The organism is Myxococcus faecalis, from assembly GCF_050039385.1.
Classification (GTDB): Bacteria; Myxococcota; Myxococcia; order Myxococcales; family Myxococcaceae; genus Myxococcus; species Myxococcus fulvus.
Genome location: NZ_CP144336.1, coordinates 5,117,873 through 5,142,324, shown reverse-complemented (window position 1 = coordinate 5,142,324; position 24,452 = coordinate 5,117,873). Strand labels below are relative to the sequence as shown.

The window sequence follows — 24,452 nt, the reverse complement described above, 5'->3', positions numbered from 1 at the left end:
TCACACGCCCAGCGCGTCGCGCAGCTCCGGCAGCCGCTCCGCCTTCACCGCGCCGAACACGAAGCGGTCCGGCCGCAGCACCACCACGTCCGAGCCATGGCGCGAGAACCAGTCGCCCAGCTTGCCGGTGATGTCCTCCACCGCGGGCACCTCGCCGCCGTGCTCGCCCGCCGACTGGACGGCGAGCAGCCGCCCACCCAGGGCCTCCGCCAGCCCGCGCGCCGCGGCCAGCTGCGCCGACGGAGCGTTGGCGCGGCACAGCACCGCGAAGTCGTTGCCGATGGCGTCATCCAGCAACACCTCCTGGCCGGACGGCAGCCGCACCTTGGGCTGGATGAAGTACGTGCCCTCCGCGGACTGCGCGCCCTCGCGCTTGCCGCCCAGGTAGTAGCCCTGCTCGTGCATCGGCGGCTGCTTGAACTCGAAGCCCTGGATGAAGCGCCGCACCCGGGGGATGCGCTGCAGCGCGCGCATCACCATGTCCCGGGCGCTGGCCACCCAGCGGTTGCGCGCGAGGAACAGGTGCCCCACGCGCACGCACAGCTTCTGCACCGCCTCCACGTGCGGACGACGCTCCTCCTCGTAGGTGTCCAGCAGCGACGCCGGCGCCAGCCCCTGCACCACGCGCTGGATCTTCCACGCCAGGTTGGACGCGTCGCGCATGCCCGACACCAGGCCCTGGCCCATGAAGGGCGGCATGGTGTGCGCCGCGTCCCCCAGCAGGAACACGTTGCCGTCGCGCCAGCGCGCCGCGTTGAGGCAGTGGAACGTGTACACCTGCGCCCGCTCCACGCGCACCCGCGCCGGGTCGATGTAGGGCTCCAGCAGCTTCTTGATGGTCTCCGGGCGCTCCATCTCCTCGCGCGTCTCGCCCGGCATCAGCATGAACTCCCACCGGAACTGCCCCACCGCGCCCGTGGCGACGAAGGCCGGACGCTTCGGGTCGCACACGAAGCGGCACAGCTCCGGCGCGTCGCCCTCCACCTGCCCGGACACCGCCAGCCACGGCTCGCCGTACGCCCGGCCCGCCATCTTGATGTTCAGCGCCTTGCGCACCGGGCTGCGCGCCCCGTCGCACGCCAGCAGGAAGCGGCCCCGCACCGTGCGCGTCTCACCCTTCTCCACCAGGCGGTAGCGCACCGTCACCCCGGCGCCGTCCTGCTCCAGGGACTCCACGCTCGCGCCCAGCTGCAGCGTCACATGCGGGAAGCGCTCCAGCCCGCCGCGCAGCACCCCCTCCACCAGCGGCTGGTGGAAGAACCACAGCGGCGTGTACCCGAAGCCGAAGTCCGCCGAGCTGGTGTGCACCTCCGCGAAGCGCTTGCCCGTCTCGCCCACATACTCAGCGAAATGGTTCTGCCGCATGTCCTTCTGCAGCTCGGCGCCCAGCCCCGTGGACTGGTAGATGCGCAGCCCCTCGTCGTCACACGAGAACGCCCGCGGTTGTCCATGCGGCGCCAGGTCCTGCTCCAGCACCAGCGTGCGCACCCCCAGGGAGCCCAGCAGATTGCTTGTCAGTGCTCCCACGGGACCGCAGCCGCTGATGATGACATCGACCTCCATGTCGGCCTGCTGCTTGTCACAAACCATTGCGACCCCCGTGGTTCACCAGTCTGGCTTGATTCATAACGAACGAGGTGTGACCAGGGTGTGACCGCACAGGTCGATTCGCAATGCCGTCCGCTCGTGACGGCGAGCTGCCGTGTATTGGGAATTCGAGCCGCACCGCGTGATGGAAGCCACCCGCCTGGGTTAATCCCTACCCGCGAGGGAGCCTTCTGTGCGACGTGTTACGTTAGGCCAGACACCAGACGCTCCTTCCCTTCTTGGAACCTCGGAGGCCATGGCAGGCGACGACGCGGCAGAGACGCAAGTCTTTCATCTCGCGCTGCTCGGCGAGGCCCGCCTGCGGCATGGCGGCGCCCATCTGCCGTTGGAGCGGCGCACCGCGGCCGTGCTGACATGGCTGGCATTGGAAGGGCCCCATCCGAAGTACCGCCTCGCGGGCCTGTTGTGGGCCGAGTCGAGCGAGGCCACGGCCCGCAACAACATGCGTCAGCTGCTGCGCCGGCTGCGGCTGTCGGTGGGCGCGGAGCTGGTGCAGGGCTCGGACGTGCTGTCGCTCGTCGAGGGCGTCACCATCGACGCCGCGGAGCTGCAGGCGCACGTGCTGGCCGGACGTCACGCCCAGGCGCTCGCGCTGGAGGGCGTGCTGCTGGGCGCGCTGGAGTTCGACGACTGCCCGGAGTTCCAGGCATGGCTGGAGAGCGCGCGGGAGCGGCTGGACAAGCTGCGCCGCCGCGCCGCCTCCGCGGAGTCCGAGGCCAAGGAGCGCGCGGGGGACTTGTCCGGCGCGCTGGTGCTGGCGGAGAAGCTGCTCGCCATGGACCCGTACTCGGAGGAGGCGTGGCGCCGGCTGATGCGGCTGCACTACATCGCGGGCGACCGGATGGCCGCGCTCAACGCCTTCGAGCGCTGCCGTCGCCTCCTGCGCGAGGAGCTGGACACCCAGCCCCTGCCCCAGACGGTGGCCCTGGCGCGGGAGATTGAGCGCGGCCCCGCCACGCCCCAGCCCCCGCGCGGCGCCCCGGCGAAGCTGCCCCTGTCCGTGCTGCGCCCGCCCGTCCTGGTGGGGCGCGAGCGGGAGTGGGCGCGGATGGAGGAGGCCTGGGCCGAGGGGAAGACCATCTTCCTGAGCGGCGAGCCCGGGGTGGGCAAGACGCGGCTGGCGCACGACTTCGCCGCCTCGCGCGGCGTGCACATGGTGCTGGAGTCGCGGCCCGGCGAGACGCACGTGGCCTACTCCACGCACGTGCGCCTGCTGCGGCAGATCATGGCCCGGTGTCCGGACACGACGCTGGCGCCGTGGGTGCGCCGGGAGCTGTCGCGGCTGATGCCGGACATGGTCGGCACGGAGGGGCCGCCGCCGCCCATGGTGGACGAGGCCGAGCGCAGCCGCTTCCTGGAGGCCAACTGCCTGGCCATCTACCAGCTGTGCGCGGGGATGGACGCCATCGTCGCCGACGACCTGCAGTACATGGACGCGGCCACCGCGGAGTTCGCGCTGCTCATGCTCTCGCGCCGGCACGACATCCCGTCGGACGGCGTCTTCCCCCGCTTCGTCGACACCTACCGCCGCGGCGAACTGACGCCCATCGCCGCCGCCTGCATCCAGCAGCTCGTGGAGGCGGGGCTCGCGGTGGTCATCGAGCTGGAGCCCCTGCACTCGGAAGCCGTGGGCACGCTCCTGGGCAGCCTGGAGCTGGCGGGCGCGGAGGGGCTCACGGACAACGTGATGCGCTACACGGGCGGCAACCCCCTGTTCATCATGGAGGCGCTGCGGCACCTGCTGGAGTCCGGGGGCCTGGAGCGCGGCTGGCCCGAGCAGGTGCACCCCTCCGGCCGGGGAAGGGACCTGATTCAGCGGCGGCTGGAGCGGCTGTCCGCGCCCGCGCTGCAGGTGGCCCGGCTGGCCGCCCTCGCCAAGACGTCCTTCGCGGTGGAGCTGGCCAGCGAGGTGCTGGAGATGACGCCCATGTCGCTCGCCACGCACCTCTCCGAGCTGGAGGCCGCGCACGTGCTGCGCGGCGAGCGCTTCACGCACGATTTGCTCTTCGACGTGGTGCGCGAGGCGATTCCCCCCTCGCTGGTGCCGCTGCTGCACCGCCGGCTGGCCAGCGCCCTGGAGCAGCGCAAGGCGGCGCCCGTCGTCGTCGCGCAGCACTGGCTGGAGGGCAAGGAGCCCCAGCGCGCCGCGCCCTTCCTCGTCGCCGCCGCCAACGCGGAGGCCTCCGCCTTCCGCCACATGGAGGCCGCGCTGCTCTACTACCGCGCCGCCACCGCGCTGGAGGAGGCGGGCGCGCTCGACGAGGCCGCCCGCGTCAGGGCCCGCGCCCGGGGCATCCCCAGCGCCTGAAGCCCCGCTCACGCGCGGCGCTTCGGGGAGCGGGGCACCTCCCGAAAGCCCGTGCGCCGCTCGGCCGCCACCTCGCGCGCCACGTCCACGAAGGCGCGCAGCGCCGGTGACACCCGCGCCCGGCTGGGGAAGTAGAGATAGAAGCCGTCCACGTGGGCCGAGTAGGGCTCCAGGACGAGCCGCAGCGTGCCCCGCCGCACCCGCTCCGCCACGTCCGGCTCGAAGGCATACATCAAGCCCAGGCCCTGCTCGACCAACGGCAGCAGGCCCTGGAAGCTCGTGGAGATGAGCGGCCCGCGCACCGGCACCCGCCAGCTCTTCGCGCCGCGCTCCAGCTCCCACTGGTAGAGCGCCCCCGTGGTGTTGGAGCGGATGCCAAGACAGTCATGGGCCAGCAGGTCCTTGGGCTTCTCCGGGACGCCCCGGCGCTCCAGGTACGCGGGCGCGGCGACCACGACGAAGCGGTAACCCTCCGACAGCCGCACCTGCACCATGTCGCGCTCCAGCGACTCGGACATGCGGATGCCCGCATCCAGCCCCTCCGCGACGATGTCCACCATCGCGTCCTCCACCCGCAGCTCCACCTCGATGCGGGGGTGGCGCTTCAGGAAGCGCTCGAGCATGGGCGTGAGCACGTGGGACACCGCGATGCTCGGCACGGTGAGCTTCACCGAGCCCGTCACCTCGCCGGGCTCGGCCGCCGCGACCTTCAGCGCGGCGAGCGCCTGGTCCACCGACGGGCCCGCCCCCTCCAGCAGCCTCCGGCCCGCCTCGGTGAGCGCCACGCTGCGCGTGGTCCGCGTGAGCAACGCCACGCCCAGCCGCGCCTCCAACTGCCGCACGCTCTGGCTGAGCGAGGAGGCGGACACGCCCAGCTCCCGCGCCGCCACGGCGAAGCTGCGCTTGCGGGCCACCGCGAGGAAGGCATTCAGGGCATTGAGTGGGGTGAAGGCCATTCGGAAGTTTTCCTACACAGCCCCTGTGGATTCCACAGATTTCCCCCCGGCACGCGCATGCGCATAGTCCTGGAGCAAGAGGTCTCCCCTTCTCCCAAGGAACGAAAGCCCATGACCACCGTACGCGGCTACGCGGCCCAGGACGCCCGCTCCCCCCTCGCCCCCTTCCAGTTCGAGCGCCGTGAGCCCGGCGTCGACGACGTCGAGCTGGACATCCTCTACTGCGGCGTCTGCCACTCCGACATCCACCAGGCCCGCGACGAGTGGGGCGGCTCCATCTTCCCCATGGTCCCCGGCCACGAAATCATCGGCCGCGTCACCCGCGTCGGCGCCAACGTCACCCGCTTCAAGGCCGGTGACGCCGTGGGCGTCGGCTGCATGGTGGACTCGTGCCGCGCCTGCACGTCCTGCAAGGACGGCCTGGAGCAGTACTGCGAGCAGGGCGGCCCCACCGTCACGTACAACGGGCGCGAGCGGAGGAGCCAGCAGCCCACCTTCGGCGGCTACTCCAGCGCCATGGTCGTGGACCAGTCCTTCGTGCTGCGCGTGCCGGACACCCTGGACCTCGCGCGCGCCGCGCCCCTGCTCTGCGCGGGCATCACCACCTGGTCCCCGCTGCACCACTGGAACGTGCGCGCCGGCCAGCGCGTGGGCGTCGTCGGCCTGGGCGGCCTGGGCCACATGGGCGTGAAGTTCGCCCGCGCCCTCGGCGCCCACGTCGTCGTCCTCAGCCACTCGGAGAACAAGCGTCAGGACGCCTTGCGCCTGGGCGCCCACGAGTTCGTCGTCTCCTCCGACGCCGCGCAGATGAAGGCCCGCGAGAACTCCTTCGACTTCATCCTCGACACCGTCTCCGCCCAGCACGACCTCAACGCATACCTGCGCCTGCTGCGTCGCGACGGGCAGATGGTGCTCGTCGGCGTCCCGGAGAAGCCCCTGGAGCTGGGCGCCTTCACCCTCATCGGCGCCCGCCGCAACCTCGCCGGCTCCATGATTGGCGGCATCCGTGAAACACAGGAAATGCTCGACTTCTGCGCCCAGCACGAAGTCGTGTCCGACGTGGAGGTGATTCCCATCCAGCAGGTGAATGACGCCTACACCCGGATTCTCCGGGGTGACGTGAAATACCGGTTCGTCATCGACATGAAGAGCCTGAAGTAAAGCCTGACGCGCCGCAGCGGTGCGCGATGGGTTCGGAATTCTCCGCTGCGGGCGTTCGCGCGGGCTCCGCTGCCTGGAAGCAGACACTGGGCTGCCCGAGCGGACAGGTGCCTGCTTGGTCTCGGGTTCACATTCTCAATTCATGACTACGACACTTGAGCACGCCGGTTACAACAAGATGACGATGCTGTACCCCGAGGAACACGAGCTCCAGACGCCCACGCAGTCGCTGAGAGATCCTCACTCGGCCGCCAAGCTGCGGCTGCAGGCGAGCCTGTGGCTGAGCCGCGCGCAGCGCGAGCTGCACGACGCCATCTTCCTGCGCGACGGCTCCGACGAGAGCCTGGAGCGCTACTGCAGCGCCCGCGCGGAGCTCGACTCCGCGGAGGCCTACGCGCTGATGGTGGCCAAGGCCCTGCTGCAGGCCGGGTGAGCCACGCCGGCGCGCGCGGGGAGTCCTCTTCCGCGCGCGCCGCTTCAGCTCGCGGCGCCCGGTGAGCCGGTGGACACCGGGACGGGCGCGGGGGCCGGACGCTCGCTGTACGGGAAGTAGTCCTTGAGCTTCAGGAAGTGCTTCTCGAACAGGTTCCAACTCACCAGCGCGATGCCCCACGACAGCACCGCGGCCACGACGTAGAACACCAGCTGCATCGGGAAGTCGGAGCCCGCCACCTGCTGCAGCGGCGTCTTGAGCACGGTGCGCCGCAGGATGGCGTCCAGCGGCGAGTGCACCAGGTAGATGGCGTAGCTGTACTTGCCGTACGTCAGCAGCACCCGGTTGGAGAAGACGCGGTGGAGCACGCTGCCCGGCTTCGCCGCCACCACCCGATACACCAGCAGCGTGTAGAGGATGCCCACCGCCGTGTAGCCGCCCGTGCGCACCACCGTCTTGAACGCCGGGCCCATCGGCAGGGCAATCATCGCCGCCACCACGGGCAGGGCCAGCCACGGCGCCCAGCGCATCCACGGGAAGGCCGCCAGCCCCTTGCCCTCCGGGTGACGCAACGCCAGGGACAACAGCGCGCCCAGCGCGAGCGAGTCCACGCGGCAGAACGTCACCACGTACGTGCTCTCCTCGCTGGCGCCCGCCAGCGTGAGCCCCACCCGCACCGCCACCGCCAGGGCGATGGTGCCCAGGCACAGGCGGATGGCCCCCTTGTACGAGACGGCGGCGATGAGGAACGGCCAGACGATGTAGAACTGCTCTTCAATCGCCAGCGACCACACCACGCCGAGGATGGGGTGCGTCGTGTCCACCCACAGCTGGTAGAAGTTGGACAGGTAGAGCAGGTACCAGACAGCGCCGTCCGTGGTGATGCGCTCGTCCAGGTTCAGCCGCCCCGCCAGCGACGGCAGCACCAGGAACGACACCGCCAGCGCCGCGTAGTACAGCGGGAAGATGCGCAGCACGCGCCGCGCGTAGAAGTTGCGGAAGTAGTACGTCTGCCCCTTCGCCTCCCACAGGATGCCGGTGATGAGGAAGCCGGACAGGACGAAGAACAGGTCCACGCCCGTCCACCCCGCACCGGCCAACCACCACGTCGCCTTGCCCGCGACGCTCTGGTCGCTCAGGTGCGTGGTGTGGAAGAAGACGACCAGGAGGACCGCGAGCCCTCGCACGCCGTCGAGCACGGGCAGGTGCCCATGCAGGCGCGGAGCAGGCGCCGCCGACGCCGCGGCGTCAGGACGGGCGAGATGGGAAGACATGGGATTCTCATACCAACAACGTCAGTTCCCCAACAAGGTTGGCTCCCGGCCCTCGTGAGCGGGGCAGGCGGGCACCCGCGCGCGCCGGATTCGACGGGTCGGCTGAAACTCCCGCGCGTCTCGTGACACGGTGGTGGCGTGGCTCTTCTTTCCGCGGTGAAGATGGTCCTGGTGGGTGCGCCCCCATCCGACACGGAGGGTGAGCGCCGCCTGTTGCGCCGGGCCCGCACCGGGGACCCCGCCGCCTTCCGCACGCTCTTCGAGCGGCACGCCCCCGCCGTCTGGCGCTTCCTGCGCGACGTGCTCCGCGACGAGGCCGCCGCCGACGAGGCCACCCAGGAGACCTTCGTCCGCGCGCACGCGAGGCTCGGGGCGCTGCGCGACGAGGACAGGGTGGGCGCGTGGCTGCTCGGCATCGCCCGGCATGTCTATCTGGAGTCCCGCCGCACCCGGGGGGTCCACGTGGACGTGGAGGACGAGGAGCACGCCGCGCACCTGGAGGCGGTGCTGCCCACGCCGTCACCGGAGGACTTGTTGTTGGACCGGGAGCTGGAGGGGCTCCTGGCCCAGGCGCTCGGAACGCTCAACGAGGAGCGGCGCGCGGCGCTGCTCTTGCGCATCGACCATGGGCTTCCCTACGAGGAGATTGCTTCGGTGATGGGCTGGTCGCTGCAGAAGGTGAAGAACGAAATCCACCGCGCGCGCCTGCGCCTGCGCGAGCAGCTGGCCGCCCACCTCGGAGGAGGACACCCATGAGCACGTGCCGCGAGAGCGAGCTGGACGCGCTGCTGGCCGGAGAGCTTTCACCCGAGGACGCCGCGAGGGTGCGCGCGCACGCGGACGCCTGCGCTGCCTGCAAGCACGCGCTGGCGTGGCAGCGCGCCGAGCGCGGGTGGATGGCCCAGCGCGCGCGCCGCGAGCCGCGCCGCCCCGCCCTGAGCTTCGAGGCGCTCGAGGCGCGCCTCCACGCCCGCGCGACGGCGCCCGTCGTGCGTGAGCCTCCGCGCGAGGGCGCGTGGCGACACTGGGGGATGATGCTGATGGCCGCCACGGCCGCCGTGGCCTTCGTGGGGCTGGTGCTGCCCCGGGGCGGCGTGAGCGGCGCTGGCGTGGACGAGCCCTGGAGCCGCGAGGTGCTCGTCACCGGAGGCGTGGAGGCATGCGAGGACGCCGCCGCCGCGCTGGAGGCCCGGGTGGGCGCGTGCCTCATCGCCTCACCCGTGCTGGCCCTGCGTCGGGACTAGGTCCGCTTCACGGCGCGGGAGGCGGGCAGATGCGCCGGGCCTCGTCCACCGCGGCCTTGGCCTGCACCAGGCCGTGACCGAACTTGATGTCCTTGCCCGCTTCGCCCAGGTCCAGCGCCGTCTTCTCCAGCACCTCGCGCACCTGGACATGGGTGAGCCTGGGGCACGCGCCCAGCACCAGCGCGGCGACGCCCGCCACGTGCGGCGTGGCCATGGACGTGCCCGACTGGCGCAGGTAGTCCAGGCCCGACACGTCCACCGTCACGTCCTGGCCCACCAGGCCCTTGAGCGTGTTGGCGTTGACCAGGGTGACGGACGTCGTCGGCACCCAGAAGTCCTCCGGGTCGGTGAGCGTGAAGTTGCCCGCCCCGTCCTCGCTGGTGTTGTTGCCGACGACGATGGCCTTCGCGCCGGCGCGGATGGCGTTGAGCGCCTTCTCCTTGAACAGGATGCCGCCGCCTCGGTCCACCAGCGCGACGAAGCCGTCACAGGTGGCGCCCTCGCCGCACGACGAGACGCGCTCACCCAGGCCGCAGTACACCATCCGCCCCGCGTACTTGCCCACGCCGGTGTACTCCAGCGGCTCGGAGGCGAAGCGCGTGCCGCCCACGTCCACGTCACCGTACGGCGCGCCGCCGACGATGGTCGCGCTCAGGATGCCCACGCCCGGCGCCACCAGCGACACGAAGTCCCTTCCGTACTGGGAGAAGGGCGCCCACGCGTTGTTCGCGTCGATGGCGCCCACGGCGATGACGTTCTCGTAGCCCGCGGGGTAGGACTTCTCCTCCGTGCCCCGGTTGCCCGTCGCGGCGATGGCCACCATGCCCGCGTCGAACGCGCGCTGGAAGGCCGCCTCCTCCGTCTGCGAGGGCGCGATGGAGCCCAGCGACAGCGACGCGATGTGCGCGCCGCGCTCGATGCACCAGTCCATGGCCGCGATGACGTTGGACGTGTTGCCGTCGCCGTTGACGTCGAGCACGCGCGCCACCAGCAGCGACACGGTGGGCGCCACGCCCGCCACGCCGTTGGGCTCCTCACCGGGCCGCACGTGCGCGCCCGCGCCCAGCTGCGCCGCGATGGTCGCCGCCGTGTGCGTGCCGTGACCGCCGCCCCACTTCAGCACGCCGCTCACGCGCCCCTGGTCCAGCGGCTCGTCGTCCCCGTCGAGGAAGTCCTTGCCCTCCAGGTACGCCGCCGCCAGCTCCGGGTGCCGGTTGTCCCAGCCGCTGTCGATGATGCACACCTTGATGCCCGTGCCCGAGGGCGCGCCGTCATCCAGCACGCCGTCGTTGTTCGCGTCCCAGACCTGGGGCGCCTGCACGCGGTGCAGCCCCGCGGTGTACTCGCCCGTGGAGCCGCTCGTGTTGGGCAGCACGCCCTGCAAGAGGGACGGGGACAGCGGGCTCGGCATCCCGAACGCGCGCACCACGCGGTCGGGCTCCACGCGCAGCACGTCGGGGTCCTGCTCGAGCGCCCGGCGGGCCTCGGGAGACACCTTCGCGGCGATGGTGTTCAGGTGGGGGAAGCGGCGGTGGACCTGGGCGCCCACGCGCCGGGCCGACTCGGTGAGCGTGTCCAGGTTGGACACGGCGCTGGCGGACACGCGGGGGCGGAAGGTGATGAGCACCGGCTCCGCGCCATCCTCGCCGGCGAGCGGGTTGAGCGACTGACGCGCGGTGCCCGGCAGCGACAGCGCCTCCGTCCCGGGGCAGACCTCCTCGGAGACCGGGGGATCCCTGTCGGGGACCTTGGTGCACGCCACCGCCCCACCGAGCAACCCGAGCCAGACCCAACGCTTCATCGTCATTCTCCTTGAACGCCCCGGCGAACGGGTAGGTACGGAGGGCACCCCGGTCCGGATTCGACGGCCGGGGTGAACGAGAGGACACCGCTTCCCGTTCCCCACGCGCAAGTTAAGCACGCCAGCCGTCCGGCTGCTCGCGGGCCTGTCAGGCGGAGGACGACTGTCTCGGGGCATGAGACACGCGGGCGTACGGCGCTGGACGGACGCTCGTTGTTTCGCCCGCCTTCTCAGGATTCAGCGCTGTCGATGCCGAAGATACGCAGCGCGTCGGAGGCGTACGTGTCGAGTTGACGGCGGGTCTCGGCCTCGTCCCAACCGAGTCGGGGGGCCATGACCTCGGCGGCCACCTGGGCGGCGCCGCGGCCGAGGTCCCGGGTCTCGAAGGCGACCTTGAGTCGACGGATGAGCAGGTCGGAGAGCGTGTGCACCAGCTCGTGGGTGACGCCCCACACGGCCTCCGCGGCGCGGTAGGGCAGGCCGGGAGCGAGCGGGCGAGCGAGGGAGGCGTCCTCGCGGGTGAGCGCCCAGACGCGGCGCCAGCGGCTGCCGTAGGCGCGCACCAGGTGCGTGGCGGTGGCCGCGTCCCCGACGACGTCGCGCGCGGCGGCGAGCTCGGCGTTCAGGTCGGGGATGTCGCCGCCGGGCAGGGGCAGGGACTCGGTGGGGGCCTTGCGGCGGGGCTGGCCCAGGTGCTTCTCCACGGCGTCCACCACGTCGCGCGCCATGACGCGATAGGTGGTGAGCTTGCCGCCGCTGATGGCGAGCACGCCGGTGGGGCTGAGGTCGATGTGATGCTCGCGGCTGGCGCTGCCCGCGTCGGTGGTGCCGTGGTAGCCGCTGGCGGACAGGGGGCGGATGCCGGCCCAGGCGCTCACCACGTCCTCGCGGGTGAGGTGCGCCTCGGGGAAGAAGGCGTTGGCGGACTCGAGGAGGTAGGCGACGTCCGTCTCGCTCGCGCGGACCTCGGCGGGGTGCGCGCGCGTGGAGGTCTCCGTGGTGCCGATGATGGTGAAGTCGTCGGCGGGGAGGACGAACATCACGCGGCCGTCCTTGGGGGACAGGAGCGTGAGGGCGTCGTGGTTGCCCAGGCGCTTGCGAGGCACGGCGACGTGCACGCCCTTGCTGCCGCGCACGGCGTGGGCGTTGCCGTCGGGGGCATCGAGCTTGCGGATCTCATCGCTCCACGGCCCGGTGGCGTTGACGATGGCGCGCGCGCGCACGGTGAGCTGCTGCCCGGTGAGGTGGTCGACGACGATGGCGCCGCGGGCCTTGCCGTCGACGACGTCGAGGCGTTGGACGGAGGCGTGGTTGAGGACGACGGCGCCGGCCTCGGAGGCGCCGAGCGCGTTGGCCAGGGTGAGGCGGGCGTCATCGGTGGCGGCGTCGTAGTAGCGGGCGCCGCCCTTGAGGCCGTCGGTGCGCAGGCCGGGCTCGGACTGGTGGAGCTGGTCGCGGTTGAGGCGCTGATAGCCCTTCACGTTCCGGAAGAGGGAGAGGGCGTCGTAGAGCATGAGGCCCGCGTTGAGCTTCCAGCGGGGCACGCGGGCGCCGGCGTAGACGGGCCACACGAAGGCGAGCGGGCGCACCAGGTGGGGTGCGAGCTTGAGGAGGCGGCGGCGCTCGATGCTGGACTCGAAGACGAGGCCCAGGTGACCGTGTTCGAGGTAGCGCAGGCCGCCGTGGATGAGGCGGGACGAGCGGCTGGACGTGCCGCTGGCGAAGTCCTCTCGCTCCACGAGGGCGACCTTGAGTCCGCGCAGGACGGCGTCGCGCGCGGAGCCCGCGCCGGTGACACCGCCCCCGATGATGAGCAGGTCGAACTCCTCGGTGGCGAGGGCCTTCAGCCGCTCGGAGCGAGGCTTCGTCGGCGGAATGTCCCCCTCTGCGGACAACTGGCGGAGCGCTACGGATTCAGAACGCACACGCATATTGTAATGACGGTCCGCCCTGGGTGACACGGGAATCAATGCGCCGCGTCAAGAGGGACACAGCACCCACATCCCGGGGGCGGGTGCGGTGGACAGTCTCCCTGGGGGAGTGACAGGTGGGAGGCAGAGGGCCCGTTCCCGGGGGACCTCGGCGGCGGACCGGTTGAGCGCGGTGTCCGACGCCTGCATCGGGGACTCGGCGCGGGTGTGCGGCGGGGGTCTCGCGCGCAGCCGGGTCACCCACATGCGCTGGGACACGAAGCGCCGGGGCGGCCGCGCACGAGGCACGTCCCGACGGGCTGGGAACACCTGCTCATGCGGCGAAGGAGGCGCGTGGAGGGCCCGATGTTTGCGATTGGCTTTGTGTTCGCTCGGCGCGCCGACACCCGCGAGGTGACCGCGCGGCACGAGGCCCGCGGTTCGCGAGGTCGCGCTGCGTGAGCATGGAGTCGGCGCATGAGCGGGCACGAGGACTGGGGCGAGCGGCACGGGTGTGCTGCCTTGCGTGGGCCCGGGAAGCCGGGTAGGAGGCGACCACCCCCCTGCCCTGTCGACCAGCGCCTTGCTGAATCCCCACGACCGACGAGACCTCGCGAGCCTGGGCCTGATGGTCCTGGTGTACGGGCTCGCGGTGGCGCCGGTGCTGCACGCGGTGGTGGGCCATGGTGGCGCGGCGCATGTGCACAGTCACGGGGGTCAGGCGCACAGCCATGACGCTCCGGACGAGAGTGGCCTTGCGCCGAAGCCCACGCGTCAGTCGCCTGAGACGGGACATGGTCCGGATGGCCACAAGCACCTGACCGGCTCGGTGGAGCACCTGAGCGTGGTGGCGGCGACGTGGGTCGTGGCCCTGGTGCCGGTGGTGCGGTGGGTGTCGTGGAAGCACGAGTCCGTGCATGCGCCGACGCGGTTGCCGGGTGTGGCACTCCGGCCGACGGCGATGCCGCAAGGGCCATAGGTCCACGGCGCTCGCGCTGAAGCGAATCCATCGAACGTGAGCTTCGGACCTCCGCGCGCCGGGTGTGCGCGATGAGGTGGCGGAGTCTTGCGTGTCATCGCCCCCCATTCATGACGGTGGAGGGTCTCCATCTTCGAGCCAGGAGTGTCACGCGAGAGCCGCGTGCACGAGGGCACGAGGACCGAGGCGACCTGCCGTGAGTGTCCTTCATGTCCACGAGTGTCGTGACCGTCGCGCTATCGACAGGTTTGTGGGTCCTCTGTGCACCGCTGCTCGCGGTGGCGAAGCCACGTTTGACGCTCGGCGAGGCAACCATGCCCTCGGCGACGAGCGCACGAGCGAGCACGAACCTGTCCGTGGTCACACGCGGCGCGCCAACCTCCGGCGCACCATCCAGGGCCACGAGCCACGCAGCACTCGCCAGGCGGACCGTCGCGGCAACGACGCCGTCTGCGGAGTCTGCCGCGAGTCGCTTTGCTCGCGAAGCGCTTGCACCGGGAGCAGACAAGTCGTCGACGGAGCAACACGCGAGCCGTGCCGTCACCGGAGCACCTGTTCCGACGGCGACGCCGCACGCACTGAACACAGCGAAGACCGCTCCCCCCACCACAGTGCCCCTCTCCACGCCCCCAGTTCTTCACGCGGGGCTGAACACCGAAGCGGCAACCCCGGCCGCGCGGCTCCGCACCGCCACCCAGCCCTCGCAAGCAGCACCAGGCGCGACGCAAGCGATGACATCGTCCGAGCAGCTCCGCATCGCCACCCAGGCCTTGCAAGCAGCACCGGGCATGACTCAAGCGACGACATCGTCCGAGCAGCTCCGCATCGCCACCCGAGCCTCGCAAGCAACACCGGGCACGACTCAAGCGACGACATCGTCCGAGCAGCTCCGCACCGCCCCCCAGCCCTCGCAAGCAGCACCGGGCACGACTCAAGCGACGACATCGTCCGAGCAGCTCCGCACCGCCCCCCAGCCCTCGCAAGCAGCACCGGGCGCGACTCAAGCAACGACATCGTCCGAGCAGCTCCGCACCGCCCCCCGAGCCCCGCGGGCAGCACCAGGCACGACTCAAGCGATGACATCGTCCGAGCAGCTCCGCATCGCCCCCCAGGCCTTGCAAGCAGCACCGGGCGCAACTCAAGCGACGACATCGTCCGAGCAGCTCCGCATCGCCACCCAGGCCTCGCAAGCAGCACCGGGCATTGCAGCCACGACACCGTCTTCGCAGCCCCCAATCGCCAGCCCTCCTCCACAAGCAGAACCGAGCGCCGAAGCGACCACACCGTCCGCGCAGCCCCATATCTCCAGCACTCCCGCGCAAGCAGCACCGAGCGCCGAAGCGACCACACCGTCCGCGCAGCCCCATGTCTCCAGCACGCCCGCGCAAGCAGCGCCGAGCGCCGAAGCAACAACACCGCCCACGGAGCCTCAAGCCCATCAGGTCCCACAGTCCGAGCAGGACGCAAACAAGCCCCCACGCACGGAGCCGAAGACCCACACGGTGGTCCGAGGCACACGGCCTCCACAAAGCGCCTCGGAGCTCACCCTCGGCCGGGACATCCTGGACGCGGCGCCGCGCAGCGGAGCCGTGGACCTGCTCCGCGCCGTGCCGGGTCTCGTGGCCTCGCAGCACAGCGGAGAGGGCAAGGCGCACCAGCTCTTCCTGCGCGGCTTCGACGCCCTGCACGGACAGGACGTGGAGCTGACCGTCGCGGGCCTCCCGGTGAACGAGGTCAGCCACATCCACGCGCTTGGCTACGCGGACCTCAACTTCGTCATCCCCGAGGTCGTCCAGGCGCTCGAAGTGACGGAGGGCTCGTATCGCGCGGCACAAGGTGACTTCGCCGTCGCCGGCACGGTGCGCATGGACCTGGGCGTCAAGGAGCAGGGCGTGCACCTCGCGGGCACGCTGGGCCAGTACCGCCAGCGGCGACTGGTGGCCACCGTGCGTCCGGGCGAGGACCCGGAGACGTTCGCCGCGGTGGAGCTCGGCGAGGCCAGGAACTACGGCGCGCAGCGCGGCTATGGCCGAGCCTCCCTGCTCGCGCAGGCAACGACGAGACTCACCGACGGACTCACGTTACGAGCCCTCGCGGGCAGCTACATCACCCGCTTCGACTCGCCCGGCGTCGTACGCGAGGACGCGCTCCTCACAGGTCAGCAAGACTTCTTCTCCGCCTCCACGCCACGGCAGGGAGGCACCGTCTCCCGGCACCAGCTCCTGCTCGGAGTGGACCTCCCCCGCTCGGGTCAGGGCCGCACGAAGCTGGAGTTCTTCGGAATCCTCTCGGACCTGCGGCTGCGCAACAACTTCACCGGCTTCCGGGTGGACGAGCGAGGTGACGGACTCGAGCAGACGAACGACTCCATCATCCTCGGAGCCCGCGCCGAGCACCGCCGCACGGTGACGATGTTCGGCCGTCCCGTAACCCTGGAGCTCGGCCTGGGCGCCAGGCGTGACGGCGTGGAACAGACACAGCGGCGCTACCGCGAATCGGACGGCACCTTCTTCTCCGACGAAATCGACGCCCACTTCACCCAGACGGATGTCTGGGGTTGGGCCGAGGGGCGCATGGTCCTCGGCCGCTGGGCGCTCCGAATCGGTGGCCGCGCGGACGCGCTCGGTGTCGAGGTCTTCGACGCGCTCGCCTTCCGCGACCCGCGCTTCTACGACGGCCAGGGCTACTCCCGCAGCGCCTTCGGCGTGCACCTGGGCGCGAAGGCGGGCCTCGAGTACGCGCTGTCGGACGACGCGACCCCGTGGCGACTGTTCGCCAGCTACGGCGACGGCTTCCGCTCGCCCCAGGCACGCAGCCTCTCCGAGGGAGAGCGAGCCCCCTTCGTGTCCGTGCACGGCGCGGAGGTCGGCGCGCGCAAGGACGGGGAGACGTGGGCCGTGCAGCTCAGCGTCTTCGGCTCGCAGGTGGAGAACGACTTCTTCTTCGACCACACCGTGGGCACCACCGTGTACACGGGCGAGACCCTCCGCTCGGGAGTGACGGCGTCGCTCCAGGCGCGCCCCGTGCGAGGCCTCGTCGCGGCGCTGAGCGGCACCGTGGCGCACGCCTACGTGACGAGGACCGACACGCTGCTCCCCTACTTCGCGCCCTTCGTCGCCAGGGCGGACGTGGGCTGGGAGCATCCCCTCGAGTGGGCCTGGTTGGGCGCCGAGCCCACCCTCTTCACGGTGGGCACGGGGCTGACGTTCCTCGGCCCGCGCCCGCTGCCCTTCGACGAGAAGAGCCGCTCCGTCTTCCTCACGGACCTGGACCTGGGCCTGCGCCGAGGAGAACTGGGACTGAAGCTGGAGGTGCGCAACCTCCTGGACGCGCGCTGGCGTGACGGCGAGTTCGTCTACAGCTCCCGCTTCGACCCGAGCGCCCCGGCGAGCCTCATCCCGGCCCGACATTTCACCGCGGGGTCGCCTCGAATGGCCTCGCTCACCCTGGAGGTCCATCTATGAATCGCAGACACATCCTGAGGGGCACGGTGGCCGTCGCGGCCCTGCTGCTCGGCTGTGGCAGCGAGGCCGAGCGCCGCGTCTTCACCGTGGAGTCCACCGCGGCCCCGCTGTCCGACACACCCAACGAGCGAGGCTGGCGAATCACCCTCGACGCCGCGCACGTTTCCCTGGGTCCGGTGCGCTTCTTCGAAGGCCGAGTGCTCCTCTCCCGCACCTTCGACTGGTACGCGCTCCTCGGAGGCACGGCGCACGCGCACCCGGGCCACTACGCGCCGGGAGACGCCCTGGGCGAGTTGCTTGAGACGCACACGGTGGACCTCCTGAGCGGAATCACCCCACTGGGCACCGCGAGCGCGGTGACGGGAGAGTACGGCTCGCTGGAGCTGACACTCGCCACCCCGACGGCGACCACCGACGCGCAAGGCGTCCTGAGAGGCCACGCCGTGCGGCTGGTGGGCACGGCGACGAACGCGGACGGAGGTCAGGTGCGCTTCGACGTGGAGGCGGACCTGCCCAAGCCCGTGGCCGGAGTGCGCTTCGAGAAGTCCCTCGGGCTGGAAGCGGGCCGGGTACGCATCACCGTGGACCTGAGGAAGTGGGTTGACCGCATCGACTTCGCCACCGCGACCGACACGGACGCGGATGGCCTCTACACCTTCCCCGCCGACAGCCAGGCGCGCAATGCGCTGATGCGCGGCGTGGAGGACACAACCGCCTACGTGGTGACGTGGGAAGAGGGAGCCGCGCAATGAAGAACTGGATGCTGGGGTTGTCGTGCCTGGGACTCGTCGCCTGCAGTGATGGGACGGGCAACGTGATGTTCACCACGTACGGAGAGGACTTCATCGAGAAGCAGATTCCTCCCGCGGTGGGCGATGAGGCGGGCTTCACCGACGGGTGGACGGTGCGCTTCGACAAGTTCCTCGTGGTGCTCAGTGAAGTGACGGTGGAGACGCACGACGAGGTGGCCGCGAAGCAGACGCAGGCGCGCGTGTTCGACGTGCACAAGCCCGGCCCCGTCGTGGTGGAGAGCTTCAAGGACCTCCCCGCGCAGAAGTGGGACCACATCAGCTTCGCGATGGCGCCGGTGGCGGACGCGGTGGCGGGCAACGCGGACGCGGCGGACGTGACGCTGATGAAGACGGAGGGCTACAGCGTGTACGTCGCCGGCCAGGCGACGAAGGACCGCGAGACGAAGCGCTTCAACTGGGGCTTCACCACGAACACCGTCTACGAGCACTGCGAGAGCCCCGAGCTGGGCGCGGGCGTGACGGTGCCCAAGGACGGCGAGGAGACGGTGCAGCTCACCATCCACGGGGACCACCTCTTCTTCGACGACCTCCAGTCACCGGACGCGAAGATGCGCTTCGACGCCATCGCCCAGGCGGACAGGCTGGGCATCGCCGGACCGGATGGCGAGGTGACGCTGGAGGAGCTGGCCGCGGTGGACCTCACGGAGCTGCCCATCGACCAGTACGGCACGGGCGGCGCGGCCAACGTGCGCAACCTGCGCGACTTCGTCACGGCGCTGGTCCGCACCGCGGGCCACTTCCGGGGCGAGGGTGAGTGCGAGCCCCGCGCGCGCTGAAGCACTTCGTCCCACGACACGGCGGCGCGGTGAGCACCCGTCGCGGAAGCGACACACCGCGCCGGCCGTGATGGCTTACGGCTCCCCCTCCACCGGTGCTGGTCCACCGGGAGCGGGGGCCTCGCGCCAGAAGGGACCTCAGTGCTTCGGCGTGTTCGAGCCTGGCTGCCCGCTCCCCGGAGCGCCGCCCGGGATGGTGTTGCCCGGGCCCTTGCTCGGCGCGTGCTCCTTGTTCATCTGATTGGCGCGGTTGTCTTGCGACGACTTGTGCGCGGGGTTGTTGGGATTCTTGGAGTCGGAGCGCTGGTCATTGGCGCTCGGCATCTTTCCGCTACCCTTGTTGCCCATGGGCGAACCTCCGGCGTTCCCGAGCGGGAGTGCTCGAGAGGGCCGCACCGTAGAGAGTGACCCGGCGGTGGACACTCGGGCGGAGGGCTCGCCACGCTGTCCTGAAGCGTACGTCCGGGTGTCGGTGTGGCGGCGCTGCGGGCCGTCCCTCGTCCGTGCGGGGATGTCGGGACGCGCCTGAGTGCCTACCTCCTTGGCACGGAGGTGATGGGCGTGAGGACGATGACCTATGAGCGCAGCGGCCGGACGAACACGGCGGCCCAGGCCTTGCGGTTGACGGGACTCGAGCACCTGTCGGTCCTGGAGCAGGGCGAGGTGGTATCCGAGCGGGAACTGACGGCCCATGAGGTCCGCACGTTCATGCCCCTGCTCGAGCAGGTGGAACACCAGCCGGCACCCGTGGTGCTCGTACCCCAGGCGGGCGGTCCCGACGGGCTCGCCGTGACGCTCGCGTTCGAGGACGAGGAGTCTCCTCGGGTCCGACTGGCCACGGAGCGCCTTCCCGCGAAAGGCGCGGGCCCGCTCTACGACCTCCTGCTCTGGGAGCTGGACGCCCTGCTGACGCGGGAGCTGCACACCCGCGCGCCGCGCCATGCGCACGTGGTGTTGCCCCACGAGCTCCGCCAGGAGGAGTAGTCAGAGGGCCGCGTCGGCCGCGGTGGTCGAGTCCTGCAAGGGCAACCGGACGATGAAGGTGGAACCCGCGTGGGGCGCGCTCTCCACGCGGATGTCGCCCTGGAGCGCCTCGACAATCTGCCGGACGATCCAGAGACCCAGCCCGAAGCCGCCGTAGTGGCGTTGGGACACGGCGCGCTCGAAGCGTTGGAAGATGCGGGCGTGGTCCTCGGGAGCGATGCCGATGCCTTGGTCCTTCACGCTCAAGCGCGCGTAGCCGTCCTCGCGCGTGACGAGGACGTCCACGGGCTGCTGCGCGCCGTACTTGAAGGCATTGGACAGCAGGTTGGTGATGACCTGCTCCAGCCGCACGCGGTCCCAGTGGCCGACGAGGGGCTCGGACACCACGAGCCGCACGGGGCATCGCGCGCCCGCCGCGTCCTCCTGGACGCGGGACACCATCTCTTGAGTGAGTGACGACAGGTCCACCCGCTCACGATGCAGGTCGAGTCGACCCGCGCGGATGCGGGACACGTCCAACAACGTGGCGACGAGCTGGTGCAGCTGGGCGACGGAGCGCAGCGTGGACTCGACGCGGCGACGCACGAGCGAGGCCGTGGCCTCGGAGCCCATCGCCGGCGCGCCGCGCAGCAGGAACTGGAGCTGGAGCTGGACGGAGGTGATGGGGGTGCGCAGCTCATGGCTCGCGATGGAGAGGAACTCGTCGCGGGACTGGACCACCTCGCGCAAGTCCCTCGCCAGGTCCTCCGCGGCGCGCCGGGCCACCACCAGTCCCGTCACCTCCACGGCGACGGCCATCACGCCCTGGACGACGCCTCGGGCATCACGCCAGGGCTGCCAGCTGAAGTCGTGGAAGCGCTGCTGTCGGGAGAGCGCCGGGGTGACGTAGGGAGACGCGGAGGCCAGGGGCACCTCGCGCCCGGAGAAGGGCTTGCCGTCGCGGTAGACGTCATCGAGGAGCCGCAACATGCCGGGGTCCATGGCGGGCTGCAGGTCGCGCAGCGGCTTGCCGATGGCGTGGGCATCCACCTCCAGCAGCGCGCACGCCTGGGGATTGAGCAGCTCACAGACATGGTCCGGCCCACGGAAGACGGCGATGGCGACGGGGGCCTGGAGGAAGAGTGACTCCATCCGCTCGCGCTGGACCTGGGCCTCGGCGAGCGCCGCGTGCTCGCGTTCGAGCAACCGCGTCCGCTCGAGCTCCAGCTGTCGACGCGCCGTCGCGTCGCGGAACACCCACACGGCGCCGAGCTCTTCGTCATCGGCCCCGCGAAGGGACACGGTGCACTCCTCGATGGGCAGCTCTCCGCCGTCGCGTCGCTTCAGCGCGCGGGGCCACTGGGACCACGTCTTGGGAGGCGCCGCCTGGCGCAGCGGGAAGGAGCCCGACTCGGGGCGGGAGCGCAGCACGTGTGAGAGGGGAACACCCAGGGCCTCCGCCTCCGAGCACTGCAGCAGGTGCGCGGCCGCGGGATTGAGGTAGCGCACGACGCCTCGGTTGTCGGTGGCCAGGACCGCGTCGTTGAGGCTTCGCAGCAAGTGGGCTTCCAGGCCGGAGGACGGCGCGGGTGTCACGAGCGAGGGCGCCGTGACGCGCTCTGGTACCTGTACACGTCGTCCCGCCAGGAGGGAGGCAAGCGCCCCCACGATGAGGAAGAGGGCGACGGTGCTCGGCGCCGAGGGGCTCGCTGGCGATGCGGGACCGAGCATGAGGAGGAGCGTCCCCACCAGGGTCGCCAACCCGGCGGGTCCCACGCCTCCGGTGAGCGCCGCGAGCAGCACGGCCGCGAGCGACAGCAGGAGCGCCGTGGCCCCAGGCAAGACGAACCACCACGCGGCGAGCCCCGCGAGGCTCACGCAGAGGACGGCGAAGCCGTAGCGAACCCACGCGAGGTGTGTGGGAAGAGCCGAACGGAATTGGAGAGCCTGCGCACGCATGGGACGGCGTCTCGCATCCTGGACAAAGGCTTCACACAGTGGGTGGAGGGCGCACCGGGAGACGCTCGGGCGGCGCCCCGCCGATGTTGATCTTCACCTGGACGCGCGGTGAAAGGCAAACACCGGGGGACAGGCGACAGTCGCCCCATGTGGGTTGTGACAAAGCATGAACAATAAGCAGACGAGCAGGCTTCGGTGAGAGAAGGCGGCACGGCAGCGGTGGGTGTGGTTGCCGACCGCCCCGTCATCTGTGAAGAGAGAGACATGAAGCGTGTGCAGTTCTCCGTGCACCGCACGGTGGGAGAGGCGCGGCTGCTGGCGGGGACGCTGGAAGCCGAGGGAATGTCCGTCCAGGTGCGCGGCGAGTCGCTGGCCCCGCTGACCGGAGAGATTCCGAGCGGCGAGACGTGGGTGGAGCTCTGGCTTCATCCCGAGGACGTGGAGCAGGCGCGAGCCGTGGTCGCGGAGCTGAAGGAGAACCAGGAGGAGGCCTCGCGCACGGTGGAGTGTCCGGGCTGTCGGGAGGAGAACCCGGGCAACTTCGAGCTGTGCTGGAGCTGCGGGGTCGAATTGCCTCGAGGCCTCCGGCCGCGACTTCGGGCAGTGTGAGCCGCGCCAGCGGCTGGGCGAGAACGGGACGTGCGGCGGATGGAAGCAGAGCGACAGCAACCCCTCACCGAGGAGGTGCCAGCCGGGAAGCGACGGCGCTGGCGGGTCGATCAGGGCCTGCGCGGCATGCTGGTGGTGTGTGGCGTGGCGTTCCTGATTCACCTCATCCCGCTGTTCCTGCCCAGGAACATGCCGGAGCAGGAGCTGAGCATCGCTCGAGCCACCCCGCTGCCCGAGCAGCGCGTCAGGCTGCTGCTCCCCTTGCGAGAGCATCCGAAGGCGACGGCCGCGGAGCTGCGTGAAGCCGCGGAGCTGCTGCTCGACGGCGCCCCGGCCGAGGCACACGAGCTGGCCCTGGCGGCGGAGCGCCGGGAGCCCGAGGCAATGGAGACGCAGCTGCTGCTCGCGCGCGTCTGTGAAGTGGAGCGGATGGAGCGCTGTGTCCGCACGGCGTTGGAGCGGGCGAACCAGCTGGCGCCCATGGACGCCCGGCCCGACGTGTTCCGAGCGGAGCTCCGGGAGCGGGGTGGCGACACGGTGGGCGCATCCGAGGCGATGAAGGCCGCGTTCGAGAAGGCCCCGGGAGAGCCGCTCATCGGGCTTCGTTACGCGCGACTGCTGAGCGCGGCCCAGCGGCCGTCGGAAGCGTTCGCGGTGCTCATGGCGCTGCGGGGAAAGGTCCCCCTCGCGCGGCTGCTGGTGGAGCAGGCGCTGGTACTGCGCGCGGCCGGCCAGGGAGCGGAGGCCGTGGCGGTGTTGCGCAAGGCGACGCTGGAGGACCCCAGGCTCTCGCTCGCTCACTTCGAGCTGGGGCTGGCCTTGTTCCGCCTGGGAGATGTGGACGGTGCCCAGGAGGCTTTGAGACAGGCGGACCGACTCGACTTGGGAAGCCCCAAGGCCTTGGCGGCCCTGTGCGCGATGCAACTCGAGGCGCGGCGCATCGACGACGCGAGACTGACGCGGATGGACCTCGAGCGTCGCTTCTCCGGACGGATGGAGCTCATCCGCCAGTCCTGCAGCGTCCCCTGACAGGGCGCGGGGCTCAGCGAGGCTCGATGCCTCGAATCTGCCGGAGCATGCGCGCGGAGGCCTTGACCTCGTGGTCCACCGAGCCATCGACACGCTCGGTCCGCACGACGGCGAGGAGGTAGGGCAGGGCCTCGTCATCGCGCTCCTGCTGGAAGAGCAGCTCTCCTAGGGCGAAGCGGGCCCGGGTGAGGAGCACCAGGTCCTCCTGGGCGACGGAGGCGTCGATGGCGTCACTGAGCGCGGACTCGGCCAGCTCGGGCTGGCCCCGGGCGAGGAGCTCGCGCGCACGTTGGAGGTGTTCCTGGACGTTCATGGCAGGACGCCGGGGAGCTGCGAGGGAGGGACGACGGGGGCCACTCCGAGGTAAGGGTAGGCCCCATGGACGAGTCGCGCATCACCGAGCTGGAGCTTCGCTACATGCAGCAGCAGGAGACGCTGCAGGAGCTGAGCGACGTGCTCTATCAGCAGCAGCGGGTCATCGAGGCGCTGCGCGTGGAGCTGGACCTCCTGAAGAAGAAGCTGGAGGCCGAGCCCGGGCTGGTGGACGCCCGTCAGCAAGAGCGTCCACCGCACTACTGAGCCTCAGAACTTGTAGCCCAGGCGCAGACCGATGACGGGGTCGGGGTCCAGGTAGCCCACCTCCACGCCGATGCTCGCGGCCTTGCCCTGCAGGCCGAAGCCGAAGGCGGCATGCGCGCGAAGCGCATCGCCACGGCCCATGACAATCCAGGGCCCCACGAGTCCTTCGACGTAGACCCCCGCGCTGGCGATGTTCGCGCGGAGGACGACATCCAGGGGGATTCCCACGTCGTTGCCATCGGTGATGAGCGAGGCGCCGAAGCGAGCGCCCACCGAGAGAGGCCCCGCGAGCCGGCCTTCCACGCCCAGCAGGAAGCTGAAGGCCGCGCTTTGATCAATCCAATAGTCTGCCCCGAGCCCGACGCGGACCGTGGCGGCATCGGAGCGCATGGGCGCGACGAAGAAACCGGCCGCGAGCAGGACACCAAGCGAGGGACGAAGCAGCTTCATTCAGGAGGCTCCTCTTGCGTGGGGGGAGCGCCACTCAAGCAAGCCCGGTGGACCGAGGCCAGTCACACGAGGCGTTCCCGCTTCGTTCCCCCACTTTTTCACGTCCATGGGTCAACAACAGCGGAACAGCGACAGCC

The 24,452-nt window shown here is 70.8% G+C and carries 22 protein-coding genes; 13 read left to right on the top strand and 9 right to left on the bottom strand.

All coding sequences use genetic code 11. From position 1 onward, the window contains the following. Complete coding sequence (mhpA, locus tag VZQ01_RS20615) at positions 1-1,590, bottom strand: bifunctional 3-(3-hydroxy-phenyl)propionate/3-hydroxycinnamic acid hydroxylase MhpA (protein WP_426748754.1); 1,590 nt, start codon at positions 1,588-1,590, stop codon at positions 1-3. Between the two features lie 253 nt (positions 1,591-1,843). Here mhpA and VZQ01_RS20610 point away from each other — a divergent pair, with 253 nt between their 5' ends. Beyond that, positions 1,844-3,916: an ATP-binding protein gene (locus tag VZQ01_RS20610; RefSeq protein ID WP_426748753.1), complete on the top strand. Its 2,073-nt coding sequence runs from the start codon at positions 1,844-1,846 to the stop codon at positions 3,914-3,916. Between the two features lie 8 nt (positions 3,917-3,924). On the opposite strand, the gene VZQ01_RS20605 is transcribed toward VZQ01_RS20610, so the two are convergent. After that, entirely contained in the window at positions 3,925-4,872 is a 948-nt protein-coding gene (locus tag VZQ01_RS20605) for a LysR family transcriptional regulator (RefSeq protein WP_426748752.1), read from the bottom strand. Positions 4,873-4,983: 111 nt separating this feature from the next. Between VZQ01_RS20605 and VZQ01_RS20600 the strand changes: the two genes are divergently transcribed. Together VZQ01_RS20600 and VZQ01_RS20595 are read left to right on the top strand one after the other, a co-directional pair. Beyond that, complete coding sequence (locus VZQ01_RS20600; RefSeq protein WP_426748751.1) at positions 4,984-6,033, top strand: NAD(P)-dependent alcohol dehydrogenase; 1,050 nt, start codon at positions 4,984-4,986, stop codon at positions 6,031-6,033. A 142-nt stretch (positions 6,034-6,175) separates the two neighbouring features. Continuing rightward, positions 6,176-6,466 (top strand): FruA-associating protein, FapA, encoded by a 291-nt coding sequence (locus VZQ01_RS20595; RefSeq protein WP_426748750.1) that lies wholly within the window; start codon positions 6,176-6,178, stop codon positions 6,464-6,466. 44 nt (positions 6,467-6,510) lie between these two features. Here VZQ01_RS20595 and VZQ01_RS20590 read toward each other — a convergent pair whose 3' ends face one another. Next, on the bottom strand, positions 6,511-7,740 hold the full coding sequence (locus tag VZQ01_RS20590; protein WP_426748749.1) for an acyltransferase family protein: 1,230 nt from the start codon (positions 7,738-7,740) through the stop codon (positions 6,511-6,513). Between the two features lie 138 nt (positions 7,741-7,878). Between VZQ01_RS20590 and VZQ01_RS20585 the strand changes: the two genes are divergently transcribed. Continuing rightward, positions 7,879-8,496 carry an RNA polymerase sigma factor gene (locus VZQ01_RS20585; protein WP_223750804.1) on the top strand — a complete coding sequence of 206 codons (618 nt, stop codon included), beginning with the start codon at positions 7,879-7,881 and terminating at the stop codon, positions 8,494-8,496. After that, the gene (locus VZQ01_RS20580; protein ID WP_223750803.1) at positions 8,493-8,984 is read left to right on the top strand and encodes an anti-sigma factor family protein; all 492 of its coding nucleotides are present in this window, start codon (positions 8,493-8,495) and stop codon (positions 8,982-8,984) included. The genes VZQ01_RS20585 and VZQ01_RS20580 overlap by 4 nt, the downstream gene beginning before the upstream one ends. 7 nt (positions 8,985-8,991) lie before the next feature. On the opposite strand, the gene VZQ01_RS20575 is transcribed toward VZQ01_RS20580, so the two are convergent. Next, the gene (locus tag VZQ01_RS20575; protein WP_223785792.1) at positions 8,992-10,785 is read right to left on the bottom strand and encodes a S8 family serine peptidase; all 1,794 of its coding nucleotides are present in this window, start codon (positions 10,783-10,785) and stop codon (positions 8,992-8,994) included. 230 nt (positions 10,786-11,015) lie between these two features. Continuing rightward, positions 11,016-12,710 carry a glycerol-3-phosphate dehydrogenase gene (gene glpD / locus VZQ01_RS20570; RefSeq protein WP_141332325.1) on the bottom strand — a complete coding sequence of 565 codons (1,695 nt, stop codon included), beginning with the start codon at positions 12,708-12,710 and terminating at the stop codon, positions 11,016-11,018. Positions 12,711-13,278: 568 nt separating this feature from the next. On the opposite strand from glpD, the gene VZQ01_RS20565 reads away from it, so the two are divergent. From VZQ01_RS20565 to VZQ01_RS20550, 4 genes are all read left to right on the top strand, one after another. Continuing rightward, on the top strand, positions 13,279-13,674 hold the full coding sequence (locus tag VZQ01_RS20565) for a hypothetical protein (protein WP_223750800.1): 396 nt from the start codon (positions 13,279-13,281) through the stop codon (positions 13,672-13,674). A gap of 1,502 nt (positions 13,675-15,176) precedes the next feature. Next, on the top strand, positions 15,177-17,138 hold the full coding sequence (locus tag VZQ01_RS20560) for a TonB-dependent receptor (RefSeq protein ID WP_426748748.1): 1,962 nt from the start codon (positions 15,177-15,179) through the stop codon (positions 17,136-17,138). Then, positions 17,135-17,890, top strand: coding sequence for a hypothetical protein (locus tag VZQ01_RS20555; protein WP_426748747.1), 756 nt, complete (start codon positions 17,135-17,137; stop codon positions 17,888-17,890). The genes VZQ01_RS20560 and VZQ01_RS20555 overlap by 4 nt, the downstream gene beginning before the upstream one ends. Then, positions 17,887-18,726 carry a hypothetical protein gene (locus tag VZQ01_RS20550; protein ID WP_426748746.1) on the top strand — a complete coding sequence of 280 codons (840 nt, stop codon included), beginning with the start codon at positions 17,887-17,889 and terminating at the stop codon, positions 18,724-18,726. Before VZQ01_RS20555 ends, VZQ01_RS20550 begins: the two co-directional genes overlap by 4 nt. 138 nt (positions 18,727-18,864) lie before the next feature. On the opposite strand, the gene VZQ01_RS20545 is transcribed toward VZQ01_RS20550, so the two are convergent. Further along, positions 18,865-19,074: a hypothetical protein gene (locus VZQ01_RS20545; protein ID WP_223750796.1), complete on the bottom strand. Its 210-nt coding sequence runs from the start codon at positions 19,072-19,074 to the stop codon at positions 18,865-18,867. Between the two features lie 213 nt (positions 19,075-19,287). On the opposite strand from VZQ01_RS20545, the gene VZQ01_RS20540 reads away from it, so the two are divergent. Continuing rightward, positions 19,288-19,710, top strand: a complete 423-nt coding sequence (locus tag VZQ01_RS20540) for a hypothetical protein (protein ID WP_324289136.1) — start codon at positions 19,288-19,290, stop codon at positions 19,708-19,710. Here VZQ01_RS20540 and VZQ01_RS20535 read toward each other — a convergent pair whose 3' ends face one another. Next, positions 19,711-21,648, bottom strand: a complete 1,938-nt coding sequence (locus tag VZQ01_RS20535) for a sensor histidine kinase (RefSeq protein WP_426748745.1) — start codon at positions 21,646-21,648, stop codon at positions 19,711-19,713. 264 nt (positions 21,649-21,912) lie between these two features. On the opposite strand from VZQ01_RS20535, the gene VZQ01_RS20530 reads away from it, so the two are divergent. After that, the gene (locus tag VZQ01_RS20530; protein WP_141331910.1) at positions 21,913-22,257 is read left to right on the top strand and encodes a putative signal transducing protein; all 345 of its coding nucleotides are present in this window, start codon (positions 21,913-21,915) and stop codon (positions 22,255-22,257) included. Between the two features lie 39 nt (positions 22,258-22,296). Beyond that, the gene (locus VZQ01_RS20525) at positions 22,297-23,286 is read left to right on the top strand and encodes a tetratricopeptide repeat protein (protein ID WP_223785785.1); all 990 of its coding nucleotides are present in this window, start codon (positions 22,297-22,299) and stop codon (positions 23,284-23,286) included. A gap of 13 nt (positions 23,287-23,299) precedes the next feature. Here the strand turns inward: VZQ01_RS20525 and VZQ01_RS20520 are convergent, their stop codons facing one another. Further along, entirely contained in the window at positions 23,300-23,599 is a 300-nt protein-coding gene (locus VZQ01_RS20520) for a hypothetical protein (protein WP_223750792.1), read from the bottom strand. Between the two features lie 65 nt (positions 23,600-23,664). On the opposite strand from VZQ01_RS20520, the gene VZQ01_RS20515 reads away from it, so the two are divergent. Next, a complete protein-coding gene (locus VZQ01_RS20515) occupies positions 23,665-23,865 on the top strand; it encodes a SlyX family protein (RefSeq protein WP_046717116.1) in 201 nt (66 codons plus the stop codon). A gap of 3 nt (positions 23,866-23,868) precedes the next feature. Here VZQ01_RS20515 and VZQ01_RS20510 read toward each other — a convergent pair whose 3' ends face one another. Then, positions 23,869-24,315, bottom strand: a complete 447-nt coding sequence (locus VZQ01_RS20510) for a hypothetical protein (RefSeq protein ID WP_223750791.1) — start codon at positions 24,313-24,315, stop codon at positions 23,869-23,871. Positions 24,316-24,452: the final 137 nt, after the last annotated feature.

What these genes read in the sequence shown, in the direction of transcription:
- mhpA (WP_426748754.1), bottom strand. Translation starts at nt 1,590, where the DNA reads ATGGTTTGTGACAAGCAGCAGGCCGACATGGAGGTCGATGTCATCATC.
- VZQ01_RS20610 (WP_426748753.1), top strand. Translation starts at nt 1,844, where the DNA reads ATGGCAGGCGACGACGCGGCAGAGACGCAAGTCTTTCATCTCGCGCTG.
- VZQ01_RS20605 (WP_426748752.1), bottom strand. Translation starts at nt 4,872, where the DNA reads ATGGCCTTCACCCCACTCAATGCCCTGAATGCCTTCCTCGCGGTGGCC.
- VZQ01_RS20600 (WP_426748751.1), top strand. Translation starts at nt 4,984, where the DNA reads ATGACCACCGTACGCGGCTACGCGGCCCAGGACGCCCGCTCCCCCCTC.
- VZQ01_RS20595 (WP_426748750.1), top strand. Translation starts at nt 6,176, where the DNA reads ATGACTACGACACTTGAGCACGCCGGTTACAACAAGATGACGATGCTG.
- VZQ01_RS20590 (WP_426748749.1), bottom strand. Translation starts at nt 7,740, where the DNA reads ATGTCTTCCCATCTCGCCCGTCCTGACGCCGCGGCGTCGGCGGCGCCT.
- VZQ01_RS20580 (WP_223750803.1), top strand. Translation starts at nt 8,493, where the DNA reads ATGAGCACGTGCCGCGAGAGCGAGCTGGACGCGCTGCTGGCCGGAGAG.
- VZQ01_RS20575 (WP_223785792.1), bottom strand. Translation starts at nt 10,785, where the DNA reads ATGAAGCGTTGGGTCTGGCTCGGGTTGCTCGGTGGGGCGGTGGCGTGC.
- VZQ01_RS20555 (WP_426748747.1), top strand. Translation starts at nt 17,135, where the DNA reads ATGAATCGCAGACACATCCTGAGGGGCACGGTGGCCGTCGCGGCCCTG.
- VZQ01_RS20550 (WP_426748746.1), top strand. Translation starts at nt 17,887, where the DNA reads ATGAAGAACTGGATGCTGGGGTTGTCGTGCCTGGGACTCGTCGCCTGC.
- VZQ01_RS20545 (WP_223750796.1), bottom strand. Translation starts at nt 19,074, where the DNA reads ATGGGCAACAAGGGTAGCGGAAAGATGCCGAGCGCCAATGACCAGCGC.
- VZQ01_RS20535 (WP_426748745.1), bottom strand. Translation starts at nt 21,648, where the DNA reads ATGCGTGCGCAGGCTCTCCAATTCCGTTCGGCTCTTCCCACACACCTC.
- VZQ01_RS20530 (WP_141331910.1), top strand. Translation starts at nt 21,913, where the DNA reads ATGAAGCGTGTGCAGTTCTCCGTGCACCGCACGGTGGGAGAGGCGCGG.
- VZQ01_RS20525 (WP_223785785.1), top strand. Translation starts at nt 22,297, where the DNA reads ATGGAAGCAGAGCGACAGCAACCCCTCACCGAGGAGGTGCCAGCCGGG.
- VZQ01_RS20520 (WP_223750792.1), bottom strand. Translation starts at nt 23,599, where the DNA reads ATGAACGTCCAGGAACACCTCCAACGTGCGCGCGAGCTCCTCGCCCGG.
- VZQ01_RS20515 (WP_046717116.1), top strand. Translation starts at nt 23,665, where the DNA reads ATGGACGAGTCGCGCATCACCGAGCTGGAGCTTCGCTACATGCAGCAG.
- VZQ01_RS20510 (WP_223750791.1), bottom strand. Translation starts at nt 24,315, where the DNA reads ATGAAGCTGCTTCGTCCCTCGCTTGGTGTCCTGCTCGCGGCCGGTTTC.